Raw genomic sequence first — 22,206 nt, 5'->3', positions numbered from 1 at the left:
GGTTATGCGGGTGCATAAATTATTACTTGTTTTGCTTGCCACCACTTTAGTTGGTTGCCTTGATAGCAAAGAAGAAGTCATAGAAGAAAAAAACCAAGGCTTAGTTTATTGCGCTGAAGCTAACCCTGTGTCGTTTAATCCGCAAGTCACGACCACCGGTTCAACTATTGATATAATTGCTAACCAATTATACGACCGTTTAATTAGCATTGACCCTGTTACGGCAGAATTTCAAAGTGAGTTAGCAACCGATTGGAAAATTAGTAAAGATGGTAAATCTGTTACCTTTACCTTGCGTAAAGATGTAAAGTTTCATACAACTTCTTATTTTACCCCATCGCGGGATTTTAACGCCGACGACGTTATATTCACCTTTAGCCGACTATTCGATGTATACAATCCATATCACTTTGTGGGCGATGCTAATTACCCGTATTTTCAAAGTGTGGGAATTGATCAACTTATTCGTAAAATTGTGCGTGTGTCTGACTACCAAGTGCGTTTTGAACTGTTTAATCCTGAAAGCAGCTTTTTAGCTAATATGGCGACCGACTTTGCCGTGGTGCTTTCAGAAGAATACGCCATGGAACTTAAGAAAAAGAACGAAGAAAACTTATTTGATCAGTACCCTATTGGCACCGGCCCATATATTTATAAAGAATACCGCCGAGATCACCTTGTACGCTTTTACCGTAATCCACTTTATTGGAAGCACGACGTTGCACTTGAACAATTGGTTTACGACATAACCCCTAACGGCACTACGCGTATAGCAAAAATGTTGACTAAAGAGTGCGATGTAACGGCTCATCCAAGTAGTGCGCAATTAAGTATTTTAGCGCAACGTGATGATATAAACGTTGAAAAAGAAACGAACTTAAATATAGGTTATTGGGCGTTTAATACAGAACGTGCCCCGTTTGACGACTTGCGTGTACGCCAAGCACTCGCACATGCAATAGATGTAGATAAAATAATGCAGGCGGTTTATTACGGTAACGGTACTCGCGCACAATCTATTTTGCCGCCAACCTCTTGGGCGTTTGAGCCACAAGAAGATATACCTACGTTTGATCCAGAACTTGCTAAAAAGTTACTAATTGAAGCTGGCTTACCTGATGGCTTTGATATGACGATATGGGCTATGCCTGTGAGTCGTATTTATAACCCTAACGCGCGAAAAATGGCTGAGCTTATGCAAAGTGATTTACGCAAAGTGGGCGTTAATGTAAGCATTGTAGAATATGAGTGGAACACGTTTATTCAACGTATTGGCGAGCATAGGCACGACAGTGTATTACTTGGTTGGGCCGCAGATACACCCGATCCTGATAACTTTTTTAGCCCACTGCTGAGTTGTACCGCTACTTTTAGTGGTAAAAACCCAGCAAACTGGTGTAATCCCCAATTTGACTTATTGCTTACTCAAGCACTAGACACCACTGATTTAAACAAACGTAAAAAATACTACGAAGACGCACAAAGCTTAATTATTCAAGAGCTGCCGCTATTACCTATTGCTCATGGCCTGCGCTTTCAAGCGAGTAGCGCCGACGTGGAAGGCATAACACTTGGCCCATTTGGCGCTATTTCGCTTGCCAATGCGAGGAAGAAATAATGATCTTAGATTATATTTTACGTCGCCTTGGTTTGTTCTTTTTTATGATACTGATGCTCAGCGTATTTACGTTTTCACTGGCGTATTTATTTCCCGGTGATCCGCTAAGTAATTTAAGCGGCATACCAAGTAGTAACTTTGCACAGCATAGTGAGCTTGAAGACAAATATTTATATAACAGCAATTACTTTATGCAATACATTGCCTTTTTAGGGCGAATATTTCAGGGTGATTGGGGGCTTTCGTTTGCCTCTGGTAATAGTGTGTTTAGCCATATTGTTGATTTGCTACCGGCTACTTTAGAGCTAAGCGTATACGCATTAATTGTATCGGTTGTTATTGGTGTACCGACTGGCATTTTAGGCTCTGGCTATCATAAACGTTGGCCCGACAAGCTTATAAACTCTACCACTATGGTGGGTTATTCAATGCCTGTATTTTGGCTCGCATTGTTATTAATAATGGTTTTTTCATTAAAGCTTGGCTGGTTTCCTATGTCAGGAAGAATGGGGCTGCTTTACGAAATACCCGCCAGTACTGGTTTTATTTTAATTGATATTGCACTGGCTGGCTTTCCATATAAAGGAATGGCTTTCGTTGATGCGCTGCGCCATTTAACACTTCCTACTATTGTTCTGGCCATGTATCCAACCACTGTATTAGTGCGCTTTACTCGCGAGTCTATGCTTAAGGTTATGGATCAAAACTTTATTAAAACAGCTAGGGCAAAAGGCCTTAACCGCCGTCAACTTATCATGCACCATGCACTGCGTAATGCATTACTGCCGGTAATTAAGCAAATTGGTTTGCAATTTAGTACGCTAATAACGCTTGCTATGATTACCGAAGTCATTTTTTCGTGGCCGGGTATTGGCCGGTGGTTAATCGATAGTATCTATCAGCGTGACTTTCCTGCAATTCAAGGCGGATTAATGGCAGTATCTTTATTTGTTATTTTAGCCTCTATTACAGCTGAGCTTACTTACACTTTATTCGATCCACTCTCGCGGAATCAGGCCCATGGCAAAGTTTAATTTATTTTCTGAAGAGTCGAATAAATCGCCATTAGCGCGATTTTGGCGAAAGTTTAAAAATAACCACCCTGCTTTGGTTGGTTTATGGATATTTATGGCGTTTGCACTATTAGCCGCCACCGCTCCTTTTTTAGCCCCGTATGGTGTAAACCAACAACACAGTGATGCACTGCTTATTCCGCCATCGTGGCGAGAAATGGGCGATGTACGCTTTCTTTTAGGTACCGATGATTTAGGCCGTGATGTACTCTCGCGCTTAATGAATGGTGCTACGTATACATTTGGTCTTTCTGTCGTAGCTGCCCTGATCACGACTATTTTTGGTGTATTAGTGGGTACTTTTGCAGGGATTAGTAAAGGGCTGCGTTCAAGCTTTTTAAATCACTTGCTTGATATAACGCTTTCTATCCCTTCTTTGTTATTGGCAATAATAATAATCGCCATACTCGGCCCGGGTTTAATGAATACCGTATGGGCAATTATTTTAGCGTTACTGCCGCAGTTTATTCACTCAGTGCGTAACCTGATTGTTGATGAATTAAGTAAAGATTACATTACTGCGTTTAGACTCGATGGTGCGTCTAATTGGCATATTATATCGCGCGGTATTTTCCCTAATATTTATGAGCATATTGTGGTTATATTCACGATGGCGCTTTCTACCGCTATATTAGATATTTCAGCACTGGGATTTTTAAAATTAGGGGCTCAGCCACCAACGACCGAATGGGGCGCAATATTAGCCGAAAACCTAGGCCTTATTTATTTAGCGCCGTGGACTGTAGCGCTACCTGGTGTACTGTTATTTTTAGCCGTGTTATCTACTAATTTAGTAGGCGATGGCCTGCGACAAGTGCTAAAAGCACGTAAGGCTGATTAAATGCAATTACTCGATGTTCGTAACTTAACAATTGAACTACGTACCTCTGAAACTGTAATTAGAGCCGTAGACAGAGTGAGCTTTAGCTTAAAAGAAGGCGAAGTACATGCGCTTGTGGGCGAGTCTGGCTCTGGTAAAAGCCTAATAGCAAAAGCGATTATTGGTGTATTGAACGAACGCTGGGACATTACTGCCGATCGTATTCATTGGCGCGGCGTAGACCTAATGCGTTTAAGCCCAGAGAAACGCCGTAAAATAGTAAGCCAAGATATAGCGATGATTTATCAAGACCCAAGTCGGTGCCTTGACCCAACCGCTAAAATATTTGACCAAATTGCCGAAACACTCCCAAAGGTCGCAACTAAAGGTTTCTTTCTAAAACGCAACCGCGAGAGAAAAGACAGAGTAAAAGCGCTTATTCATAAGGTGGGTATTAAAAACCACGAAGCGGTACTAAGTAGTTACCCTCATGAGCTCTCAGAAGGCGTATGTCAAAAAGTAATGATTGCGATGGCCATTGCCCGCACCCCTAAATTATTAATAGCTGATGAGCCAACTACAGCGCTTGATAGTACAACTCGCGCACAAGTATTTAGGTTATTAAAAAGTTTAAATCAGCTTAAAAATATGTCTATTTTGATGATTTCTCATGAACTTGAAGAAATTGCACATTGGTCGCATGGCATTCATGTTTTATACTGCGGGCAAATGGTTGAAGCAGGCCCAACCCACGAAATATTTAAACGGCCTCGCCATCCTTATACACAAGCATTATTAAAAAGCCTGCCAGACTACGAACAAGGTTTAGCGCATAAAGAACCTTTTTATGCACTTAAAGGGACGATTCCTACCCTACAGCACTTGCCTATTGGCTGCCGTCTCGGGCCACGCTGCCCGCAAGCACAAAAAGCCTGTGTGGTAACACCTACCCTTACTAAGCATCATGGCCATAGTTATGCCTGCCATTTTCCGTTAATTAAGGACATGAAATAATGCAGCCGCTGCTAAAAGTACAAGCACTATCAAAAACATTCAATGTGCGAGATGGACTTTTTTCGCGTAAAAAATTTGAAGTACTTAAGAATATTTCGTTTTCTGTAGGTAAAGGCGAAAGTATTGCAATAATTGGTGAAACAGGCGCAGGTAAAAGTACGTTAGCAAAACTACTTTCAGGGGCTGACAGTGCTGATAGCGGGCAAATTTTGCTCGAAAATAATATCATTGAAAACAATGGCGTACGCGATAATCAATGTCGCCATATTCGTATGATCTTTCAAGATTCAGCTGCATCGCTCAACCCGGGATTAACCATTGGCGAAATGCTTGATGATTGCCTGCAATATAATACTGTGCTTGATGCTAGTGAACGGACTGAAAAGATTGATGCAACACTTTCAAAGGTGGGTTTGTTAATCGATCATAAACACTACTACCCGCATATGTTTAGTGTGGGGCAACTACAGCGTGTTGCGTTTTCTCGTGCATTAATTTTAGATCCTAAGGTAATTGTGCTTGATGAAGCCGTTTCGTCTTTAGACCCTTCTATACGCGCGCAAATAGTGAATTTATTACTTAAGCTGCAGCGCGACACAGGCCTTACGTATGTGATGATCACCCATCATTTAAGTCTAGTGCGCCACATCAGTGATTATGTGGTTGTACTCGATAAAGGCGAAGTAGTTGAATACGGCCCTACTGAAGATGTTTTTCAAAACCCCCAATCAAAAGTAACGCAGCGATTACTTAGCTGCTAAACGCAGCCTAGCGTGTAATGTAATCTCCTTTATGAAGGTCTTTGTTAAATGCGCAATTTAACAACTAAAACCATAAAGAGGATCTATGCTAAAAAAAACATTACTCACAGGCATCTCATCATTAGCGTTACTACTGCTATCAACAACCTCAATAGCTGACGAAAACTCTACCTCTAAAAGTTGGGTTGGTGGCGTTGATCATTTAGGTTTAACCGTATCAAACTTAAATGCATCCAAAGCATTTTTTACTGATGTACTTGGTTTTAAAAAGCTAGGAAGTGATCCAACCTACCCCGCTTATTTTTTATCAAACAATAAAATAACCATTACATTATGGCGCGTAAAAAATGATGAAAAACGTGTGGAGTTTAATCGAGCAGAAAATGTGGGCTTACACCATTTAGCACTCAGTGTAGAAAGTATCAAAAAGTTAAGCGAGCTACATACACACTTAAAAATGCAAAATAATATTATTATAGAGTTTGCACCAGAAAACTTAGGTAAAGGTCCAACCCAACATATGATGATAAGAGAGCCTAGCGGCAATCGAATTGAGTTTATTGCCAGAGGTAATTAATACCAACCTGCAATAATACTTAATTAAGCGAATTGGTAATATACCAACTTTATTTAAGACAATAAAAAAGGCGCTTTAAAAGCGCCTTTCTTTATGAGCTAAAATTAATTATTCAACAGTTTGTGTAGACGTTGGTAAGTTAAGTTCAGCATTGGCTTTAAGCGCTTCAATAAATACCATGTAGTTTTTATTAGCTTGCGCCATAGTAATGCTTTGTTTTGCTTGAGGGTCAATATTAGCTGCAACTTGTGCATCTGTTACCGACTTAAGCGCAACAATTGCTGCATCACCATTATTTAAATTAACAAGCTCAACTACCGCAGAACCTGCAGGGTGAGCCATTTTAAATGCTTGAGTCACAATAGCAGGTGAAACAGTGTAGCTTTGACGTGTTAACTGCGCTTCTTGACGAACCGTCAAGCTTTGCTCGTTTGCTACATCGTTTAAGCTCTTACCTGCTTGTACTTCTGCAAATAAGCTACGCGCTTTTTCTTTAGCAAGCTCAGACGATTTTTCATTAACTAAACGCGCTTTAATTTGCTCGCTTACTTCATCCAGCGCTTTAGTAGCAGCAGGTTTATGCTCGTTAATACGAACAATAATTGCATGCTCCTCACCAAGCTCAATCACTTCAGAGTTTACTTTATCTTCAAGTAAATCAACTGATGTTAGTGCTGTTACAACTGCAGGGCTGTTTAAAGGCTCTGGTAGAGCATTAAGTGCTAAAAGAGGTGTAGATTTAACTTCCACTTCAGCAACTTCTGCAGCGTCGTCTAAGCGGTCTGAAATTTCAAATGCAAGTGCGCCCATTTCTGTTTGCTTTTCGTAAAACGCATCTACTTTTTCAGCTTGTTCTAATTCAGCACGTAAGTCAGCTTTAACATCGTCATACGCTTTAACTTGTTGTGGTTGAATGTCTGTAAGTTTAATTATGTGATAACCAAACTCAGAAGCAACAACCTCAGAAATGTCACCTTTGTTTTGCAGTGCGAAAGTCGCATCTTCAAATGCAGGGTCCATTACGTCACGTTCAATCCATTCAAGGTCGCCGCCCATTTCGCCACTAACGATATCGTCAGATGATGATTGTGCTAACTCAGCAAAGTCTGCACCTTGCTCTAGTTGTGCATGAAGTGCATTGGCTTTTTCTTTTGCTGCATCATCGTCTTCACTGTTATCAATTAAGATATGTGATACGCGACGTTTTTCTGGCTCAACGTATTGTGCTTTATTTTGCTCGTAATACGCTTTAACGTCATCCTCGGTTACCGATTCAACATTAATATCTGTTGCTTTAAGCTCAATGTAACTTACTGAGATAAGCTCTGGAGACAAAAATTGTGATGCATTTAGGTCGTAGTAATCAGACACTTCTTGATCTGATACTTCAACGTTCGCGGCAAGCGCCTCTTTGTTTACCACTACATAATCAATACTACGAGTTTGCTGCTGTAGAGCAATTGCGCTTTTAAGCTCGCTCTCTAGTGCAAAGTCTGTACCTGCAACAGCCGATACTACTTGGCTGCGTGTCATATCTTTACGTAAGTATTCACGAAAAGCATCTGGTTGAAAGTTCATTTGACGAATTACTTGTAAGTAACGATCGTTATTAAACTTTTCACCAATTTGAAAGTACGGTAGTTCTAAAATTGTTTTACGTACACTTTCATCGCTTACGCGAAGGCCTAAATCAGCCGCTAGCTGTGATTGCAATTCTTGTTGTACTAAGCGGTCAACTACACCTTGGCGAATTTGCGCCATGTAATTTGGATCAGCAGCAATTTGTGTAAAGTATTCACCAAATTGTTGCTCTAAACGGCTACGTTCATTTTGATAAGCACGGTTAAAATCGGTTTGACTAATTTTAATTCCATTTACTTCAGCAACGGGTTGTTCTGTGGTTTGACCTAAGTAACTACCGATCCCTGCTAAGGCAAAAGATAAAATCACCGCGCCTAAAATTATTTTGGCTACAGGTCCTTGCGAACCTTCTCTGATTTTCTCAAGCATTTGTTTATCTCTTTTTGATCAAGGTATTTTACCTTGTCACATGTAAAAAAAGCGTATCTTACCAGATACGCTTTTTCACTTGAAGTAACTGGCGGAAAAGTTACTTAATTCATCTGTTGTGGTGAATCAGTAACTTTACACTCGCCATAACTAATGTGTTTAAAACAGTGATTAGTTTACTGCGTCTTTAAGCGCTTTACCGGCTTTAAAAGCTGGAATTGTTGCAGCAGCAATTTGGATTGTTTCACCAGTTTGCGGGTTACGGCCTGAACGTGCAGCACGGTCACGTACTGAGAAAGTGCCAAAACCAACAAGTGCAACTGAGTCGCCTTCTTTTAGCGCGCCAGATACAGATTCGATGAATGAATCTAGTGCACGACCTGCAGCCGCTTTAGAAATGTCAGCATCAGCTGCGATTTGATCGATTAATTGAGATTTATTCACAATATCATCCTCTTTCATTGTTATTATCAAGAGCGATGGTTTTTTAAACTAACATCACTGTTTTGAAAATTTTAGAGCAAACTTTTAATGCTCACATGATTATATTTTTCTTAAGCCTACGCCCCATAAGGGCTAGGCTTGAAAACCAGTGCTTAACTTATCATACCGTTTAGATTTGAAAAGCCCTAAAAAGCACTTTTTTTAGCTTTTTTCTTGGTTTTTAGGTGTTTCGACCGAAAAACTCTCAACAGGATGCACTAAAGCAAGCTTTAACACCTCGTCAATCCAAGTAACTGGGTGAATATCCAAGCCTGCCAGTACGTTTTCTGGGATCTCTTTTAAGTCACGTTCGTTAATTTTTGGAATGATGACTGTTTTAATTCCACCACGATGCGCTGCCAATAATTTCTCTTTTAAGCCACCAATAGGAAGTACTTCACCACGTAGCGTAATTTCACCGGTCATTGCAACATCTGCTCGTACAGGATTACCTGTTAAACTAGATACAAGACCCGTTACCATTGCTGCGCCCGCACTTGGACCATCTTTTGGTGTAGCGCCCTCAGGTACGTGTACGTGAATGTCACGTTTTTCGTAAAAGTCGCTATTAATACGAAATGTATCTGCACGATTACGTACTACCGTCATTGCCGCTTGAATCGACTCTTGCATTACATCGCCCAGTGAACCGGTATAAGTTAACTTGCCTTTACCTGGTACAGCTGCACATTCGATTGTTAGCAAATCACCGCCAACTTCTGTCCATGCTAAGCCTGTAACTTGACCAATGCGGTCGCCATCTTCAGCTTTACCATAGTCAAAGCGTTGTACACCTAAAAAGTCTTCTAGGTTATCTTGATTGATAGTTACTGTTTTAGTGTCTTTTTCAATTAAGATATTTTTAACTGCTTTACGGCATAATTTTGAAATTTCGCGCTCTAAATTACGTACACCCGCTTCACGCGTGTAGTAACGAATAATGCCAATAATTGCACTATCATCAATTTCAATCTCATGCTCTTTTAAGCCATTGCGCTTAACTTGCTTGGTGATTAAGTGTTCTTTTGCAATGTTTAGCTTTTCATCTTCGGTGTAACCCGATAAGCGAATAACTTCCATACGATCCAATAGTGGACCAGGAATATTAAAGCTATTTGATGTAGCTACAAACATAACATCAGATAAATCGTAATCAACTTCAAGGTAGTGATCTGCAAAGTGACTGTTTTGCTCAGGATCAAGCACTTCTAATAGTGCTGATGCTGGGTCGCCACGCATGTCTGATGACATTTTGTCGATTTCATCTAACAAGAACAGTGGATTTTTAACGCCCACTTTAGTCATGTTTTGAATTAGCTTACCTGGCATAGAACCGATATAAGTACGACGATGCCCACGAATTTCAGCTTCATCGCGTACGCCGCCAAGCGCCATACGAATATATTTACGACCAGTCGAACGCGCAATAGACTGACCTAATGACGTTTTACCGACACCTGGTGGGCCCACTAAACACAAAATTGGCCCTTTAAGCTTATTAGTACGCTGTTGTACCGCGAGGTACTCTAAAATACGTTCTTTAACTTTATCTAAGCCATGATGATCGCTATCAAGGATTTTTTGTGCGCCTGCTAAGTCTTTCTTCACTTTAGAGCGTTTTTTCCATGGCACATTAATTAACGTGTCGATGTATGAGCGCACTACGGTAGCTTCTGCAGACATTGGCGACATCATTTTAAGCTTATTAAGCTCTGTGGTCGCTTTTTCTTGTGCTTCTGTTGGCATACCTGATTCTTCTATGCGCTTTTTAAGTGCTTCAAATTCGTCAGGTACATCGTCAAGTTCACCAAGCTCTTTTTGAATGGCTTTCATTTGCTCGTTGAGGTAATACTCGCGTTGAGATTTTTCCATCTGCTTTTTAACGCGGGTACGAATTTTCTTCTCAACTTGTAATAAGTCTATTTCGCCTTCCATTAATGCCATTAAATATTCAAGACGTTCTGTCACGCTTGAAATTTCTAGCACTTTTTGCTTTTCAGGTACTTTTAATGGCATGTGTGCAGCCATTGTATCGGCTAAGCGCGCAGGCTCATCGATACCTGAAACTGAAGTTAGTACCTCAGGTGGAATTTTTTTATTAAGCTTTACATAGCCTTCAAACTGGCTAATCGCGCTGCGAATAAATACATCTTGCTCTTGCTCATCAATTAAATCAGATTCAATAAATTGAGCATTAGCTACAAAGAAGTCATCGTTATCAACAAAGTCTTCAATTTGCGCGCGCTGTGTACCTTCCACTAAAACTTTTACTGTACCGTCTGGTAATTTTAATAACTGAAGTACAGTGGCAATAGTCCCGATACGATAAATATCATCTTGTTCTGGTTCATCTACAGTTGCATCTTTTTGTGCAACCAAGAAAATTTGTTTGTCTTTGTCCATTGCCGCTTCTAGGCATTTTATTGATTTTTCACGGCCTACAAAAAGCGGGATCACCATGTGCGGGTATACCACAACATCGCGCAGTGCTAGGACTGGGATTTCGACTCGGTCGGTTCTCTCAAGCGTCATTATAGTTTCTCTTCGCACTTCATTTATTTTAAAGATTACTCAAGTATATGGGGATAACCTAATTAAAGTTCAACAATTTTCCCTTACTCGATTAAATTAATTATAAAAAAAGGAGCCTAAGGCTCCTTTTTTCATTCAAATAGCTTAAAAACTATTCTGATGCGGCTTTATCTTGTTTATTATTTTCATAAATCAAGATTGGGTCTGACTCACCTTTAATAACGGTTTCATCAATAACCACTTTGCTTACGTCATCCATTGAAGGAAGCTCGTACATAGTATCAAGCAATACACCTTCAACGATTGAACGAAGACCACGTGCACCTGTTTTACGCTCCATTGCTTTGTGTGCAATTGCAGCTAAGGCATCATCGCGGAACTCAAGTTCAACGTCTTCCATACCAAACAATACTGAAAACTGTTTAGTAATCGCGTTTTTAGGTTCGCTTAATATTTGTATCAGTGCCGCTTCATCAAGTTCAGTTAATGTTGCAACCACTGGTAAACGACCTATAAACTCAGGAATCAAGCCGTATTTAACTAAATCTTCTGGTTCTACGTCTTTAAATGTATCACTTAAAGAACGGCTCGCCGCAGATTCTTTTACGCTAACGCCAAAACCGATACCGGTATTTTTATGGCTGCGTTGCTCAATTACTTTATCTAGGCCTGAAAATGCACCACCACAAATAAACAAGATTTTAGATGTATCTACTTGTAAAAACTCTTGTTGTGGATGTTTACGACCACCTTGCGGTGGAACCGAAGCAACGGTGCCTTCAATCAGTTTAAGTAGCGCCTGTTGAACGCCCTCGCCCGATACATCACGTGTAATTGACGGGTTATCTGATTTACGAGAAATTTTGTCAATTTCATCAATGTAGACAATACCGCGTTGCGCTTTTTCAACATCGTAATCGCACTTTTGTAAAAGCTTTTGAATGATGTTTTCAACATCTTCACCTACATAACCTGCTTCGGTTAATGTAGTAGCATCGGCCATAGTAAACGGCACATCAAGTAGACGCGCTAACGTTTCTGCAAGTAATGTTTTACCACTACCTGTTGGACCGATAAGCAAAATATTACTTTTACTTAATTCAATGTCTTGCTTAGTCGATTGGTTACGTAGGCGTTTATAATGGTTATAAACGGCAACAGACAATACTTTTTTAGCATGATCTTGACCAATAACGTAATCGTCTAAGTGTTTACGAATTTCTTTTGGTACAGGTAGTTTGTCAGACGTATCATGCTTAGGAGCAATGTCTTTGATCTCTTCCCTGATAATATCGTTACACAACTCTACACATTCATCACAAACGTATACTGAAGGGCCTGCAATTAATTTACGCACTTCATGTTGGCTTTTGCCACAAAAAGAGCAGTATAACAATTTATTACTTTTGTCGCCGTCTGTAGGAGTGTCAGACATTCAGCTACCTCATTTTATTACGTTGGCCACCAAAACTGTTGGCGGCTATTTCAATACGCTTTAACTATACCAAAATTTATTGGTTTTCGCATAGTAACTCAAAGTGGCAAACAGGCAATCCTGCTCACCAAGCGCTTACTTTTTGTCGCGATTTGTAAATACAGAGTCTACCAAGCCGTAATCTACAGCTTGCGTGGCACTCATAAAGTTATCACGATCTGTGTCTTTAGAGATAATATCTAATGGTTGACCTGTATGCTCAGACATCAAGCGATTAAGCTTATCTTTAATAGACAGAATTTCTTTAGCGTGTATTTCAAAGTCAGATGCTTGACCTTGGAAACCACCTAATGGTTGGTGAATCATCACACGTGAGTTTGGTAGGCAAAAACGCTTACCTTTAGCGCCAGCAGTAAGTAAAAAAGCACCCATGCTTGCAGCTTGACCTACACATATTGTACTTACATCTGGTTTGATGAAGTTCATTGTGTCGTAAATAGCCATGCCCGCAGTTACTGAACCACCTGGTGAGTTGATGTATAAAAAGATATCTTTATCAGGATTTTCTGATTCTAAAAATAGCATTTGCGCTAAGATCAGATTTGCCATGTTGTCTTCAACTTGACCTGTTAAAAAGATAATACGCTCTTTTAATAATCTCGAATAAATATCATACGAGCGCTCGCCTTTTGGTGTTTGTTCAACAACCATTGGGACCAATGCATTTAGGGGATCTGTAATACCAGTATTCATACTTATTTAATTCCTTATGCGCTTATACTTATCCTTATTATAAGGAAGCATAGTTATCGTTTTTCGCAAATTTAGAGCCAAAAACTAAAATGGCCCGGGCACGCTGTATAAACAGAGTAACACGAGCCATTTAATCGTTAGCGAGAGCTTAAGTCAATGACTTATTAAGCACCTTGCTGTGGATTCATGATGTCATCAAATGCTTTTTCAACATCAGTTACAGTTGCTTTAGCTAAAATAGCTTCAACAGCTTGCTCTTCCATTGCTACATTACGCATTTGCTGCATAAGTTGATCATTACCTTTGTAGTATTCTACTACTTCAGTTGGATCTTCGTATGCAGAAGCTACCGTTGCGATTAATGCTTCAACTTTAGCGTCATCAACTTTAATCTCGTTAGCTTTAATCACTTCACCTAATAAAAGGCCAGTTTTAACACGTGTTACAGCTTGCTCGTGGAACAATTCAGCTGGAAGCTCAGGCATGTTTTGAGCGTCGCCACCAAAACGTTGAGCTGCTTGCTGACGTAGAGCATCAACTTCTTGATCAACAAGTGCTTTAGGCACTTCGATTTCGTTGTTAGCTAAAAGACCTTTGATTGCTTGGTCTTTAACGCTTGCTTTAACCGCTTGGTCTAGCTCACGTGTCATATTCTTTTTAACTTCTTCTTTAAGCGCGTCTACGCCGCCTTCGGTAACACCGAATTTAGTTGCAAACTCTTCGCTTAATTCTGGTAATTCTTGCGCTTCAACTTTTTTCACTGTGATAGTGAATTGAGCCGCTTTACCTTTTAAGTTTTCAGCGTGGTAATCATCAGGGAAAGTTACATCAGCAACTACTTCTTCGCCTGCTTTTTTACCTACGATGTTATCTTCAAAACCTGGGATCATACGACCTTGGCCAAGTTCTAATGGGAAGTCTTCAGCTTTGCCGCCTTCAAATACTTCACCGTCGATAGTACCCACGAAATCAACTGTTACACGGTCGTTTTCGCCAGCAGCTGTATCAACATCAGCCCACGCTGCATGTTGCTTACGAAGTGTTTCTAGCATGTTAGCTAAATCTTCGTCAGTTACTGTTACCGCTGGTTTTTCAACAGTAATTTTGTCTAAACCTTGAACTTCAACTTCAGGGTAAACTTCAAATGTTGCTGAGAATTCTAAATCTTTACCAGCTTCAAGTGATTTAGGAGCGAATGTAGGCGCGCCAGCTGGGTTAATTTTTTCAGAAACAATTGCTTCGTAAAAATTACGTTGCATTACTTCGCCAGCAACTTCTTGACGAACTGCAGGGCCAAAGCGCTTGTTAATTACAGATACTGGAACTTTACCAGCACGGAAACCATCTATACGCTGTGTTTTTGACAGTTGTTGTAGGCGTTTTTTTACTTCGGTCTCAACGTTCTCTGAAGGAACGGTGATAGTTATACGGCGCTCAAGGCCTTGGGTCGTCTCAACAGAAACTTGCATGATTTACCTCAATATTCAATTTTGGCGACTGTTCGCCTTCCTTTACAAACAAAGTGATCTGCATGAGTCTTGATAAAGTTTAAGCGGTTTTTCACACTTAAAAGCATCCGTCGCTACCATGAGATACCATTGCTGCTTTGCCCTTCGGGCACTATGTTAAACAATAGACGCGGCATTATAACCTAATATTTATGATAGTCGAGTATAGGGGGCAATTATTTGGACTAGATAAGGGACTATAGAGGCTAACTGAATAAAAAACAGGCTAACTGAGCATTGAATAGAATAATGTACAAATTATTTAATAAAATTATAGGTTAACGAATTTAGATTTATAACTTAGAGGAGTTTACTTATTATTCTTATTAGATAAGAAAATGGTCGGCGATGCAGGATTTGAACCTGCGACCCCTTGGACCCAAACCAAGTGCGCTACCAAACTGCGCTAATCGCCGACATTGAAGAATTAACTTCTTTTTTCATACTGAACACTTAAACTGAGAGTTTAAGACCATTTTAAGAAAATGGTCGGCGATGCAGGATTTGAACCTGCGACCCCTTGGACCCAAACCAAGTGCGCTACCAAACTGCGCTAATCGCCGATATTCGTTGTAAATGGGGTGACTGATGGGGCTCGAACCCACGACAACCGGAATCACAATCCGGGGCTCTACCAACTGAGCTACAATCACCGCTATATTTACATGTTTTCAAATGGTGCACCCAGAAGGATTCGAACCTTCGACCCACGCCTTAGAAGGGCGTTGCTCTATCCAGCTGAGCTATGGGCGCATCGAAAACTTCATAGTTTACCAATAAGCTATTCGATTATAATAAATTATAAAAATGGTCGGCGATGCAGGATTTGAACCTGCGACCCCTTGGACCCAAACCAAGTGCGCTACCAAACTGCGCTAATCGCCGAAACTTATTATTGTTAGCGAGTGACCTCGTTGACAACGGGGTGCATAATAGTGATTTGACGGGGTTAGGTCAAACGTTTTTTTTATAAAACCAATCAAGTGCTCATTTTTAGTGCACAATGGTTAAATATTACAATAGTAGGCTGAAATTTAAACTATTTAATAACTCAAATGTTATATACATTAAAAGCAACTTGGCGCTGCTATGCTTTTCTGCGAAAATAGTAGGCACATTATAAAACGAGTTAAATAAAGAGTATGTTTTCTTTATTAGCATTTTTACCCCTATTTTATTATGCATTCGTTTTTAGAGTATCGGTATCTAGTTAATTAACCCCAATTAAAGGTCACCCATGACGGCAAACATCATTGATGGTAAGGCAATCGCAAAACAAGTACGTAGCGCTGTAGCAGAACGCGTAAGTGAACGTGTAGCAAATGGTTTACGTGCACCAGGACTTGCTGTAGTACTTGTAGGACTTGATCCAGCAAGCCAAGTTTATGTTGGTTCAAAACGTAAAGCCTGTGAAGAAGTAGGTTTTATCTCCAAATCATTTGATTTACCAGCAGACACGCAAGAGCAAACTCTTTTAGATTTAATTGACGAGCTAAATAATGATGCCGAAGTTGATGGAATTTTAGTGCAGTTACCACTGCCAAAAGGTCTTGATGCTGAAAAGATTTTAGAACGCATTACCCCACATAAAGATGTTGATGGATTTCATCCATATAACATTGGTCGATTAGCACAGCGTATGCCTGCCCTTCGCCCATGTACCCCTAAAGGTATTATTACATTACTTGATTCAACGGGTGTACGTTATAAAGGGATGCATGCAGTTGTCGTTGGCGCGTCAAATATTGTTGGTCGTCCAATGTCGCTAGAGCTTTTATTAGCGGGTTGTACTACCACAGTATGCCATAAGTTTACTCAAGACTTAGAAACGCATGTTCGCCGCGCTGACTTATTAGTTGTGGCTGTAGGTAAACCTGAATTTATACCTGGAGATTGGATAAAAGAAGGCGCTATAGTCATCGATGTAGGTATTAACCGTTTAGACACGGGTAAATTAGTTGGTGATGTTCAATACAGTGTGGCTGAACAAAAAGCGCATTTTATTACACCTGTACCAGGTGGCGTTGGCCCGATGACGGTCGCTAGCTTAATTGAAAACACACTTGAAGCGTGTGAGAAATATCACAGCTAAGCTGTTAAAAAATTAAAAAGGGTTGCCATTTGGCAACCCTTTTTTAGTTTAACGTGTATTATTTTAAACGCTTACGCTTTACGCCACGTTGTTTTACCGGCTGAATCTTCAAGTATTACACCTAACGCATTAAGCGCATCACGTGCTTCATCAGCAGCAGCCCAGTTTTTACTCGCACGTGCTTCATTACGTTTTACAATTAATGCTTCAATTGTCGCAACTTCATCGTCATCTTGTCCGCCTTGTAAAAAAGCCTCCGGTGCTTGTTGAGCAACCCCTAGCACTTCACCAAGGCTGCGCAGTATAAACGCTAATTTGCCAGCTTGACCTGCATCAGTGTCTTTCACGCGGTTTAACTCTTTAGCAAGTTCGAACAACACAGGTAGTGCTTCTGGTGTATTAAAGTCGTCATTCATTGCTTTTCTAAATTTAGCAACAAACTCATTGCCTTCTAAATCACACTCTACAGGTTCTACATCACGAAGCGCTGTATAAATACGTTCAAGTGATGAACGCGCTTGGTCTAAATTTTCTTGTGAATAATTAAGTTGGCTGCGGTAATGACCTGAAATTAAAAAGTAACGAACAGATTCAGGATCGTATGCTTTTAAAACTTCACGCACTGTAAAGAAGTTATCTAACGACTTAGACATTTTTTCTTTGTTTACTTGAACCATGCCAGTATGTATCCATGTATTTACATACTTGCCGTTGTTTGCACAGCACGATTGGGCAATTTCGTTTTCATGATGTGGAAACTGTAAATCAGACCCCCCACCGTGAATATCAAAATGTTCACCTAGATGCTTTGAGCTCATTGCCGAACATTCGATATGCCAACCCGGACGCCCTTCACCCCAAGGTGATGACCATGATGGTTCACCTGCTTTTGCTTTTTTCCATAACACAAAATCAAGTGGATCGTCTTTATCTTGCGCCACTTCAACGCGAGAACCTGATTGCAGCATCGTTAAATCTTGCTGAGAAAGTGCACCGTATTGCTCAAACGTTGATACATCAAACAAAACATCGCCGTCGGCTGCAACATAGGCATGGCCTTTTTCAATCAAGCGCTTAACCATAACGATAATTTCATCCATATGGCTTGTAACTGTTGGCTCAATATCTGGGCGTAGCATATTTAGGCTATCAAAATCTTCATGCATCGCTTTAGTCATGCGCACAGTTAAGTCGTTTATTGACTCACCATTTTCGTTCGCACGTTTAATTATTTTATCGTCGATATCTGTAATGTTACGTACATATTTTAAATCGTAACCAATATGGCGTAAGTAGCGCACAATTACGTCAAAACCTACAAAAGTACGAGCGTGTCCAATATGGCAGTAATCATAAATGGTGATACCACACACATACATGTCGATTTTTCCTTCGACCATAGGTTTAAATTGCTCTTTTTGTCGCGTGAGTGTGTTGTATATATTTACCATTTACTTTGAGTCCTTGACTATTTACTTGAACAGTTATGTTACCACTTGAAAAGCCCCTGCTCTAGCGCTTTATAACAAACCAAACATCTACTTTGTTAATCTTAGCCAACTACGATAAAATAGCGCCAATATTTAAACCGGATATAGGAAAACACATGGTTGTTCTACACACTAATTTTGGTGACATCACCATTAAAATGTTTGAGAAAGAAGCTCCAAACACAGTTAAAAACTTTTTAGAGTATGCAAATGCTGATTTTTTCAACGGCACTATCTTTCATCGTGTAATCGATGGTTTTATGGTTCAAGGCGGTGGTTTTGTTCCAGGTATGGAACAAAAAGACGTAAACGACCCAATTCAGAATGAAGCTAATAACGGCCTGTCTAATAAAGTAGGCACTTTAGCTATGGCACGTACACCTGATCCTCATTCAGCTACAGCACAGTTTTTCATTAACGTGAACAACAACGACTTTTTAAACCACAGCAGCGAAACATCGCAAGGTTGGGGTTATTGTGTTTTTGCTGAAGTAGTAGAAGGCATGGACGTAGTAAATAAGATTAAAGCAGTTGCAACAGGTAGTACTGGTTTTCACCAAGACGTACCTCTTGAAGATGTGATCATCGAAAGCGTTACTGTTAACTAGTAACGTTTACTCATATTATGTGAGTATATAAGCGGGTGTGTACTATTAGTATATGCCCGTTTTTTTAAAACTAGAATAGACTGACCTATGACTCGCCAAACTTACTTTATTGCAGATTTACACCTAAGCGAAAACCGCCCCGACATTAGTGCTGCATTTTTTGACTTTTTGAATACGCATATATTAAATAAAGATGTAGATGCACTTTATATTTTGGGTGATTTTTTTGAAGTATGGGTTGGAGATGACTACATAACAGAGCTGAGTGCCGATGTAGCAAAGCATTTAAGCGCCGTTAATGATGATGGCACACCTGTTTATTTTATACATGGCAATCGTGATTTCATTATGCGCAAGCAATATGCCGACATGGCCGCAATGACATTACTCGATGAACAAACAGTCATTGATTTATATGGCACGCCTACCGTTATTTTACATGGCGACGAAATGTGCACTCAAGACACTGAATATCAAAATTTTCGTAAAAAGAGCCGTGGTTGGTGGTGGCCAAAATTGATGCTTGCAATGCCGCTTTGGTATCGTAAAAAAATAGCGCGTAATGCCCGCGAAAAAAGTAAGTTAAGCCAAGCTGATAAACCTATCGAAATTTTAGACGTTGTCGATGAGGCAGTACTTGCCACCTTTGCCAAACATAATGTTACGAATATGATTCATGGTCATACTCACCGCCCTAATGTTCATACGTATAAAGTTAATGAACAAACACTTACTCGCACAGTGCTAGGTGACTGGTATACCCAAGGCTCTTATTTAGTCGTTACCCCTCAATCACAAGAATTAATTAGCACGCCTTTCGCATAATTTAAAATTCTGACTATTATTTATCTATATATATGAATAATAGTGAGAGGTTGAATGATTAAGCTGTTAATTTTCATCGTAGTAATTACCATTCCTACACAAGTATTTAGCAAGCAAACATGGCAAATTGTTACAGAAAACTACCCTCCCTATTTTAGCGAAAACCTACCTAGTAATGGCTGGCTATATGAAATAGCCGAATCAGCTCTTAAAACGCAAGGTATTAATAGCGAAGCCGAGTTTACGACCTGGGACCGCGCTTTAAAGCTATTAGAAAAAAACAGAAAAACCGCTATTTTAGGTGCTTTTTATTCATTAAGAAGAAATGAAATTTTTTACTACTCTCGTCCACTTGCAGTGGCTCACTCAGGAGTTTTCAAACGAAAAGAGAGTGTTATTAATTTCGATGGTACAGTTCAATCATTAACACCTTATAGTATTGGTATAGAAGACAATGCCGTTGTAAGCCAAGAGTTTGCTAGAAATACTGAGCTGGCAATAACGTCCACAAAAAGCCTTCCTACAAGCTTATATTTACTACAACAAGGGCGTATTGATTTAGTCGCGGGTACTAAAGAGGTTGGAAATTATTGGCTTGAACACACTAAAACCGAAGATTCAGATGATAATAATATTGAGTACTTATCGCCAGATCTTGCTTCTCATAAACTATATTTAGTTGTCTCTAAATCAAATTATAGAGCCAAAGAATACTTACAAAAATTTGATAGAGGAATTGATATAATAACTAAAAATGGACGCATTGCTAAAATTATGAAAAAACATAATTTCAGCAATCAGAAAATAACAAAATATATTAATTTTTTAAAAGAAAATTAGCTTTGCGCTATTGGAACACCGCTGTGAAATTTAAAATCAGTATCGGTTGTCGAAATTAGCTCTTTTTCTTTTTCACCAAAAAAGTTTACGCGTTCGGTAATATCAAAATCAGCAATTTCTTGCGCTAAAGTTAAATAATCTTGGTAATGACGCGCTTCTGAACGTAACAACGAAATATAAAAATCACCTAAACGTTTGTCAACATGCGGTGCAAGCTTTGCAAAACGCTCACACGAACGCGCCTCAATATAAGCGCCTACTATTAGCTTATCGACTAATGCATCGGGCTCGAACGTTTTAACATGACGGAGCATGCCTTTTGCGTAACGACATGGTCTAATACTTTGATACTCAACACCGTACTCGTCCATAATTTCGAGCACTTGATAAAAATGATGCAGCTCTTCTTTTATCAGCAAAACCATTTTATCGATTAGACCTTGCCCGTATGGAGAACTCGATTTAGGAATTATTGATTTAGTGAGCTTATTTTTAGCAGCCAGATCGCGCCAATTCCCTTCTCGTTTGTAAATAAGCGTTTCAAATGGCTTTAGCCACTCGAGTAATGCATCACTACCCTCTTTATCTACCGCGTATTTACGTATTAAAAACATCGCACTTTGAGCTGCTTTTAATTCACAAATTAAGTGATCTATTAAAATGACTGATAAGTTTTCTTTTTTAATTGCTTGCTCCACCCATTGCTCTGGGGTGGTACACAATAAAAAGTTATTAATCGGCTCTAAAAGTTGGCTATGTGGCACGTTGACTGCTCATTACTAAATAAATTTGATAGACCATTATTTTAACACGAAATTTTGCTTGGGATAAATCAAAGCCCTGTTTTGCGTCTAAATGTTAATAGCGAGTTAACTTGACTTTGCAAAATAAGTGAACCATAACTGTATATAGACTGTATAAAAATAAACCAATCAAAACAATAATACGTTCCTTTTATGGAGTAAGTACTATGATACTAAATCACCTCTGGGGCATTTATGCTCACCCACTTGAAGAATGGCAAACAATAGATAATCGCCATGAAAGTTTAACCTATAGTTTGTCGCATATTTTACTGATTGCTTTATTTCCTTCAATAATGGGCTACTACTCATCTGTTTATTTAGGATGGAGTATAGGTGCAGGCAATCCCGTATTTTTAACGCACGATAGTGCACTGCTAATTGCAGGTGCAATGTATTTTGCTTTAATAGCGGGTGTTTTTGCATTGGCATATTTAGCCCATTGGATGGCGGTTACATTTGGGTCTAAACCTACATTTACACAAACACTTGAACTTGCAGCATATACTGCAACACCAGTGTTTATGTCGGCACTCGCCGCTTTTTGGCCTGTACTTTGGTTTGTAGTGTGTATTGGAATTATTGCACTGGCTTACTCGGTCTATTTACTATATACCGGCGTACCAATACTTATGCATATCCCAGAAGAGCGTGGCTTTATTTACGCCAGCTCGGTAGTAACGTGTGGATTAATATTACTGGTTATTATTTTAGCTATAACAGCTATGCTTTGGACAAATGGGATTGTTAGCCCAATGTTTACTTAATAAAGTTTACCTAATAATGAGTCGTGTTTGATAGAAATGTTCCCTTTCTTTCCTTCGCAAAAAAGGAGCTAATTAGCTTAATGCAGATCGTTTAAGCTAATTGAACGATCTTTCAAAGGGCTCATAATAGGCTACAACAGAAGTTGTGGCCTATTTTTATGTCTGAATTTATTAAAGAATTACACCTTACTACTGAG

Annotated in this window: 19 protein-coding genes and 5 tRNA genes; 11 read left to right on the top strand and 13 right to left on the bottom strand. The window is 39.6% G+C overall.

The features are described from left to right. Positions 1 to 10: 10 nt before the first annotated feature. From I6F40_RS07975 to I6F40_RS07950, 6 genes are all read left to right on the top strand, one after another. Entirely contained in the window at positions 11 to 1,618 is a 1,608-nt protein-coding gene (locus tag I6F40_RS07975; RefSeq protein ID WP_197192727.1) for an ABC transporter substrate-binding protein, read from the top strand. Continuing rightward, positions 1,618 to 2,652 carry an ABC transporter permease gene (locus tag I6F40_RS07970; RefSeq protein ID WP_007580956.1) on the top strand — a complete coding sequence of 345 codons (1,035 nt, stop codon included), beginning with the start codon at positions 1,618 to 1,620 and terminating at the stop codon, positions 2,650 to 2,652. The genes I6F40_RS07975 and I6F40_RS07970 overlap by 1 nt, the downstream gene beginning before the upstream one ends. Further along, positions 2,639 to 3,532 (top strand): ABC transporter permease subunit, encoded by an 894-nt coding sequence (locus I6F40_RS07965; protein ID WP_024592757.1) that lies wholly within the window; start codon positions 2,639 to 2,641, stop codon positions 3,530 to 3,532. The genes I6F40_RS07970 and I6F40_RS07965 overlap by 14 nt, the downstream gene beginning before the upstream one ends. After that, a complete protein-coding gene (locus I6F40_RS07960) occupies positions 3,533 to 4,525 on the top strand; it encodes a peptide ABC transporter ATP-binding protein (protein ID WP_197192726.1) in 993 nt (330 codons plus the stop codon). Then, complete coding sequence (locus I6F40_RS07955) at positions 4,525 to 5,286, top strand: ATP-binding cassette domain-containing protein (RefSeq protein WP_024592758.1); 762 nt, start codon at positions 4,525 to 4,527, stop codon at positions 5,284 to 5,286. The genes I6F40_RS07960 and I6F40_RS07955 overlap by 1 nt, the downstream gene beginning before the upstream one ends. 85 nt (positions 5,287 to 5,371) lie before the next feature. Beyond that, on the top strand, positions 5,372 to 5,863 hold the full coding sequence (locus I6F40_RS07950; protein ID WP_197192725.1) for a VOC family protein: 492 nt from the start codon (positions 5,372 to 5,374) through the stop codon (positions 5,861 to 5,863). 108 nt (positions 5,864 to 5,971) lie between these two features. Here I6F40_RS07950 and I6F40_RS07945 read toward each other — a convergent pair whose 3' ends face one another. The 11 genes from I6F40_RS07945 to I6F40_RS07895 form a co-directional block, all read right to left on the bottom strand. Continuing rightward, positions 5,972 to 7,873 (bottom strand): SurA N-terminal domain-containing protein, encoded by a 1,902-nt coding sequence (locus I6F40_RS07945; protein ID WP_197192724.1) that lies wholly within the window; start codon positions 7,871 to 7,873, stop codon positions 5,972 to 5,974. A gap of 171 nt (positions 7,874 to 8,044) precedes the next feature. Next, positions 8,045 to 8,335, bottom strand: coding sequence for an HU family DNA-binding protein (locus tag I6F40_RS07940; RefSeq protein WP_157823336.1), 291 nt, complete (start codon positions 8,333 to 8,335; stop codon positions 8,045 to 8,047). A gap of 183 nt (positions 8,336 to 8,518) precedes the next feature. Beyond that, positions 8,519 to 10,888 (bottom strand): endopeptidase La, encoded by a 2,370-nt coding sequence (gene lon, locus I6F40_RS07935; RefSeq protein ID WP_197192723.1) that lies wholly within the window; start codon positions 10,886 to 10,888, stop codon positions 8,519 to 8,521. Positions 10,889 to 11,039: 151 nt separating this feature from the next. Continuing rightward, a complete protein-coding gene (gene clpX / locus I6F40_RS07930) occupies positions 11,040 to 12,323 on the bottom strand; it encodes an ATP-dependent protease ATP-binding subunit ClpX (protein WP_166421484.1) in 1,284 nt (427 codons plus the stop codon). Positions 12,324 to 12,458: 135 nt separating this feature from the next. Next, entirely contained in the window at positions 12,459 to 13,076 is a 618-nt protein-coding gene (clpP, locus tag I6F40_RS07925) for an ATP-dependent Clp endopeptidase proteolytic subunit ClpP (RefSeq protein ID WP_197192722.1), read from the bottom strand. A gap of 164 nt (positions 13,077 to 13,240) precedes the next feature. Beyond that, positions 13,241 to 14,545, bottom strand: coding sequence for a trigger factor (gene tig / locus I6F40_RS07920; protein ID WP_197192721.1), 1,305 nt, complete (start codon positions 14,543 to 14,545; stop codon positions 13,241 to 13,243). Positions 14,546 to 14,923: 378 nt separating this feature from the next. After that, positions 14,924 to 15,000: transfer RNA gene (locus tag I6F40_RS07915), tRNA-Pro, on the bottom strand. Between the two features lie 70 nt (positions 15,001 to 15,070). Then, positions 15,071 to 15,147 (bottom strand) — tRNA-Pro (locus I6F40_RS07910). Positions 15,148 to 15,161: 14 nt separating this feature from the next. After that, positions 15,162 to 15,237 (bottom strand) — tRNA-His (locus tag I6F40_RS07905). 23 nt (positions 15,238 to 15,260) lie between these two features. Continuing rightward, positions 15,261 to 15,337, bottom strand: a tRNA-Arg gene (locus I6F40_RS07900). A 55-nt stretch (positions 15,338 to 15,392) separates the two neighbouring features. After that, positions 15,393 to 15,469, bottom strand: a tRNA-Pro gene (locus I6F40_RS07895). 352 nt (positions 15,470 to 15,821) lie between these two features. Between I6F40_RS07895 and folD the strand changes: the two genes are divergently transcribed. Further along, the gene (gene folD, locus I6F40_RS07890) at positions 15,822 to 16,676 is read left to right on the top strand and encodes a bifunctional methylenetetrahydrofolate dehydrogenase/methenyltetrahydrofolate cyclohydrolase FolD (RefSeq protein WP_002958348.1); all 855 of its coding nucleotides are present in this window, start codon (positions 15,822 to 15,824) and stop codon (positions 16,674 to 16,676) included. A gap of 71 nt (positions 16,677 to 16,747) precedes the next feature. Here the strand turns inward: folD and cysS are convergent, their stop codons facing one another. Continuing rightward, a complete protein-coding gene (cysS, locus tag I6F40_RS07885) occupies positions 16,748 to 18,127 on the bottom strand; it encodes a cysteine--tRNA ligase (RefSeq protein ID WP_197192720.1) in 1,380 nt (459 codons plus the stop codon). Between the two features lie 155 nt (positions 18,128 to 18,282). Between cysS and I6F40_RS07880 the strand changes: the two genes are divergently transcribed. The 3 genes from I6F40_RS07880 (at position 18,283) to I6F40_RS07870 (ending at position 20,439) form a co-directional block, all read left to right on the top strand. Beyond that, positions 18,283 to 18,774, top strand: a complete 492-nt coding sequence (locus I6F40_RS07880) for a peptidylprolyl isomerase (RefSeq protein WP_197118722.1) — start codon at positions 18,283 to 18,285, stop codon at positions 18,772 to 18,774. An 87-nt stretch (positions 18,775 to 18,861) separates the two neighbouring features. Further along, positions 18,862 to 19,599, top strand: coding sequence for a UDP-2,3-diacylglucosamine diphosphatase (locus tag I6F40_RS07875; RefSeq protein WP_197192719.1), 738 nt, complete (start codon positions 18,862 to 18,864; stop codon positions 19,597 to 19,599). 54 nt (positions 19,600 to 19,653) lie between these two features. Next, positions 19,654 to 20,439, top strand: a complete 786-nt coding sequence (locus I6F40_RS07870) for a transporter substrate-binding domain-containing protein (protein WP_197192718.1) — start codon at positions 19,654 to 19,656, stop codon at positions 20,437 to 20,439. Here the strand turns inward: I6F40_RS07870 and miaE are convergent. Beyond that, positions 20,436 to 21,203, bottom strand: coding sequence for a tRNA isopentenyl-2-thiomethyl-A-37 hydroxylase MiaE (gene miaE / locus I6F40_RS07865; protein WP_197192717.1), 768 nt, complete (start codon positions 21,201 to 21,203; stop codon positions 20,436 to 20,438). The two genes, I6F40_RS07870 and miaE, sit on opposite strands and share 4 nt — an antisense overlap. A 206-nt stretch (positions 21,204 to 21,409) precedes the next feature. Here miaE and I6F40_RS07860 point away from each other — a divergent pair, with 206 nt between their 5' ends. Next, complete coding sequence (locus I6F40_RS07860) at positions 21,410 to 22,009, top strand: Yip1 family protein (protein WP_166376978.1); 600 nt, start codon at positions 21,410 to 21,412, stop codon at positions 22,007 to 22,009. Positions 22,010 to 22,206: the final 197 nt, after the last annotated feature.

It is taken from the genome of Pseudoalteromonas sp. SWXJ133 (assembly GCF_015864365.1).
Lineage (GTDB): Bacteria > Pseudomonadota > Gammaproteobacteria > Enterobacterales > Alteromonadaceae > Pseudoalteromonas > Pseudoalteromonas arctica.
The sequence above is the reverse complement of the archived record's forward strand: the minus strand, read 5'-3'. Positions and strand labels throughout refer to the sequence as shown.

Excerpts from the sequence above, each read along its gene's own strand:
- lon (WP_197192723.1), bottom strand. The coding sequence starts at position 10,888 with ATGACGCTTGAGAGAACCGACCGAGTCGAAATCCCAGTCCTAGCACTG.
- I6F40_RS07970 (WP_007580956.1), top strand. The coding sequence starts at position 1,618 with ATGATCTTAGATTATATTTTACGTCGCCTTGGTTTGTTCTTTTTTATG.
- I6F40_RS07940 (WP_157823336.1), bottom strand. The coding sequence starts at position 8,335 with ATGAAAGAGGATGATATTGTGAATAAATCTCAATTAATCGATCAAATC.
- I6F40_RS07950 (WP_197192725.1), top strand. The coding sequence starts at position 5,372 with ATGCTAAAAAAAACATTACTCACAGGCATCTCATCATTAGCGTTACTA.
- I6F40_RS07945 (WP_197192724.1), bottom strand. The coding sequence starts at position 7,873 with ATGCTTGAGAAAATCAGAGAAGGTTCGCAAGGACCTGTAGCCAAAATA.
- I6F40_RS07965 (WP_024592757.1), top strand. The coding sequence starts at position 2,639 with ATGGCAAAGTTTAATTTATTTTCTGAAGAGTCGAATAAATCGCCATTA.
- I6F40_RS07955 (WP_024592758.1), top strand. The coding sequence starts at position 4,525 with ATGCAGCCGCTGCTAAAAGTACAAGCACTATCAAAAACATTCAATGTG.
- I6F40_RS07880 (WP_197118722.1), top strand. The coding sequence starts at position 18,283 with ATGGTTGTTCTACACACTAATTTTGGTGACATCACCATTAAAATGTTT.
- I6F40_RS07870 (WP_197192718.1), top strand. The coding sequence starts at position 19,654 with ATGATTAAGCTGTTAATTTTCATCGTAGTAATTACCATTCCTACACAA.
- folD (WP_002958348.1), top strand. The coding sequence starts at position 15,822 with ATGACGGCAAACATCATTGATGGTAAGGCAATCGCAAAACAAGTACGT.
- I6F40_RS07960 (WP_197192726.1), top strand. The coding sequence starts at position 3,533 with ATGCAATTACTCGATGTTCGTAACTTAACAATTGAACTACGTACCTCT.
- clpP (WP_197192722.1), bottom strand. The coding sequence starts at position 13,076 with ATGAATACTGGTATTACAGATCCCCTAAATGCATTGGTCCCAATGGTT.
- clpX (WP_166421484.1), bottom strand. The coding sequence starts at position 12,323 with ATGTCTGACACTCCTACAGACGGCGACAAAAGTAATAAATTGTTATAC.
- I6F40_RS07875 (WP_197192719.1), top strand. The coding sequence starts at position 18,862 with ATGACTCGCCAAACTTACTTTATTGCAGATTTACACCTAAGCGAAAAC.
- I6F40_RS07860 (WP_166376978.1), top strand. The coding sequence starts at position 21,410 with ATGATACTAAATCACCTCTGGGGCATTTATGCTCACCCACTTGAAGAA.
- cysS (WP_197192720.1), bottom strand. The coding sequence starts at position 18,127 with ATGGTAAATATATACAACACACTCACGCGACAAAAAGAGCAATTTAAA.
- tig (WP_197192721.1), bottom strand. The coding sequence starts at position 14,545 with ATGCAAGTTTCTGTTGAGACGACCCAAGGCCTTGAGCGCCGTATAACT.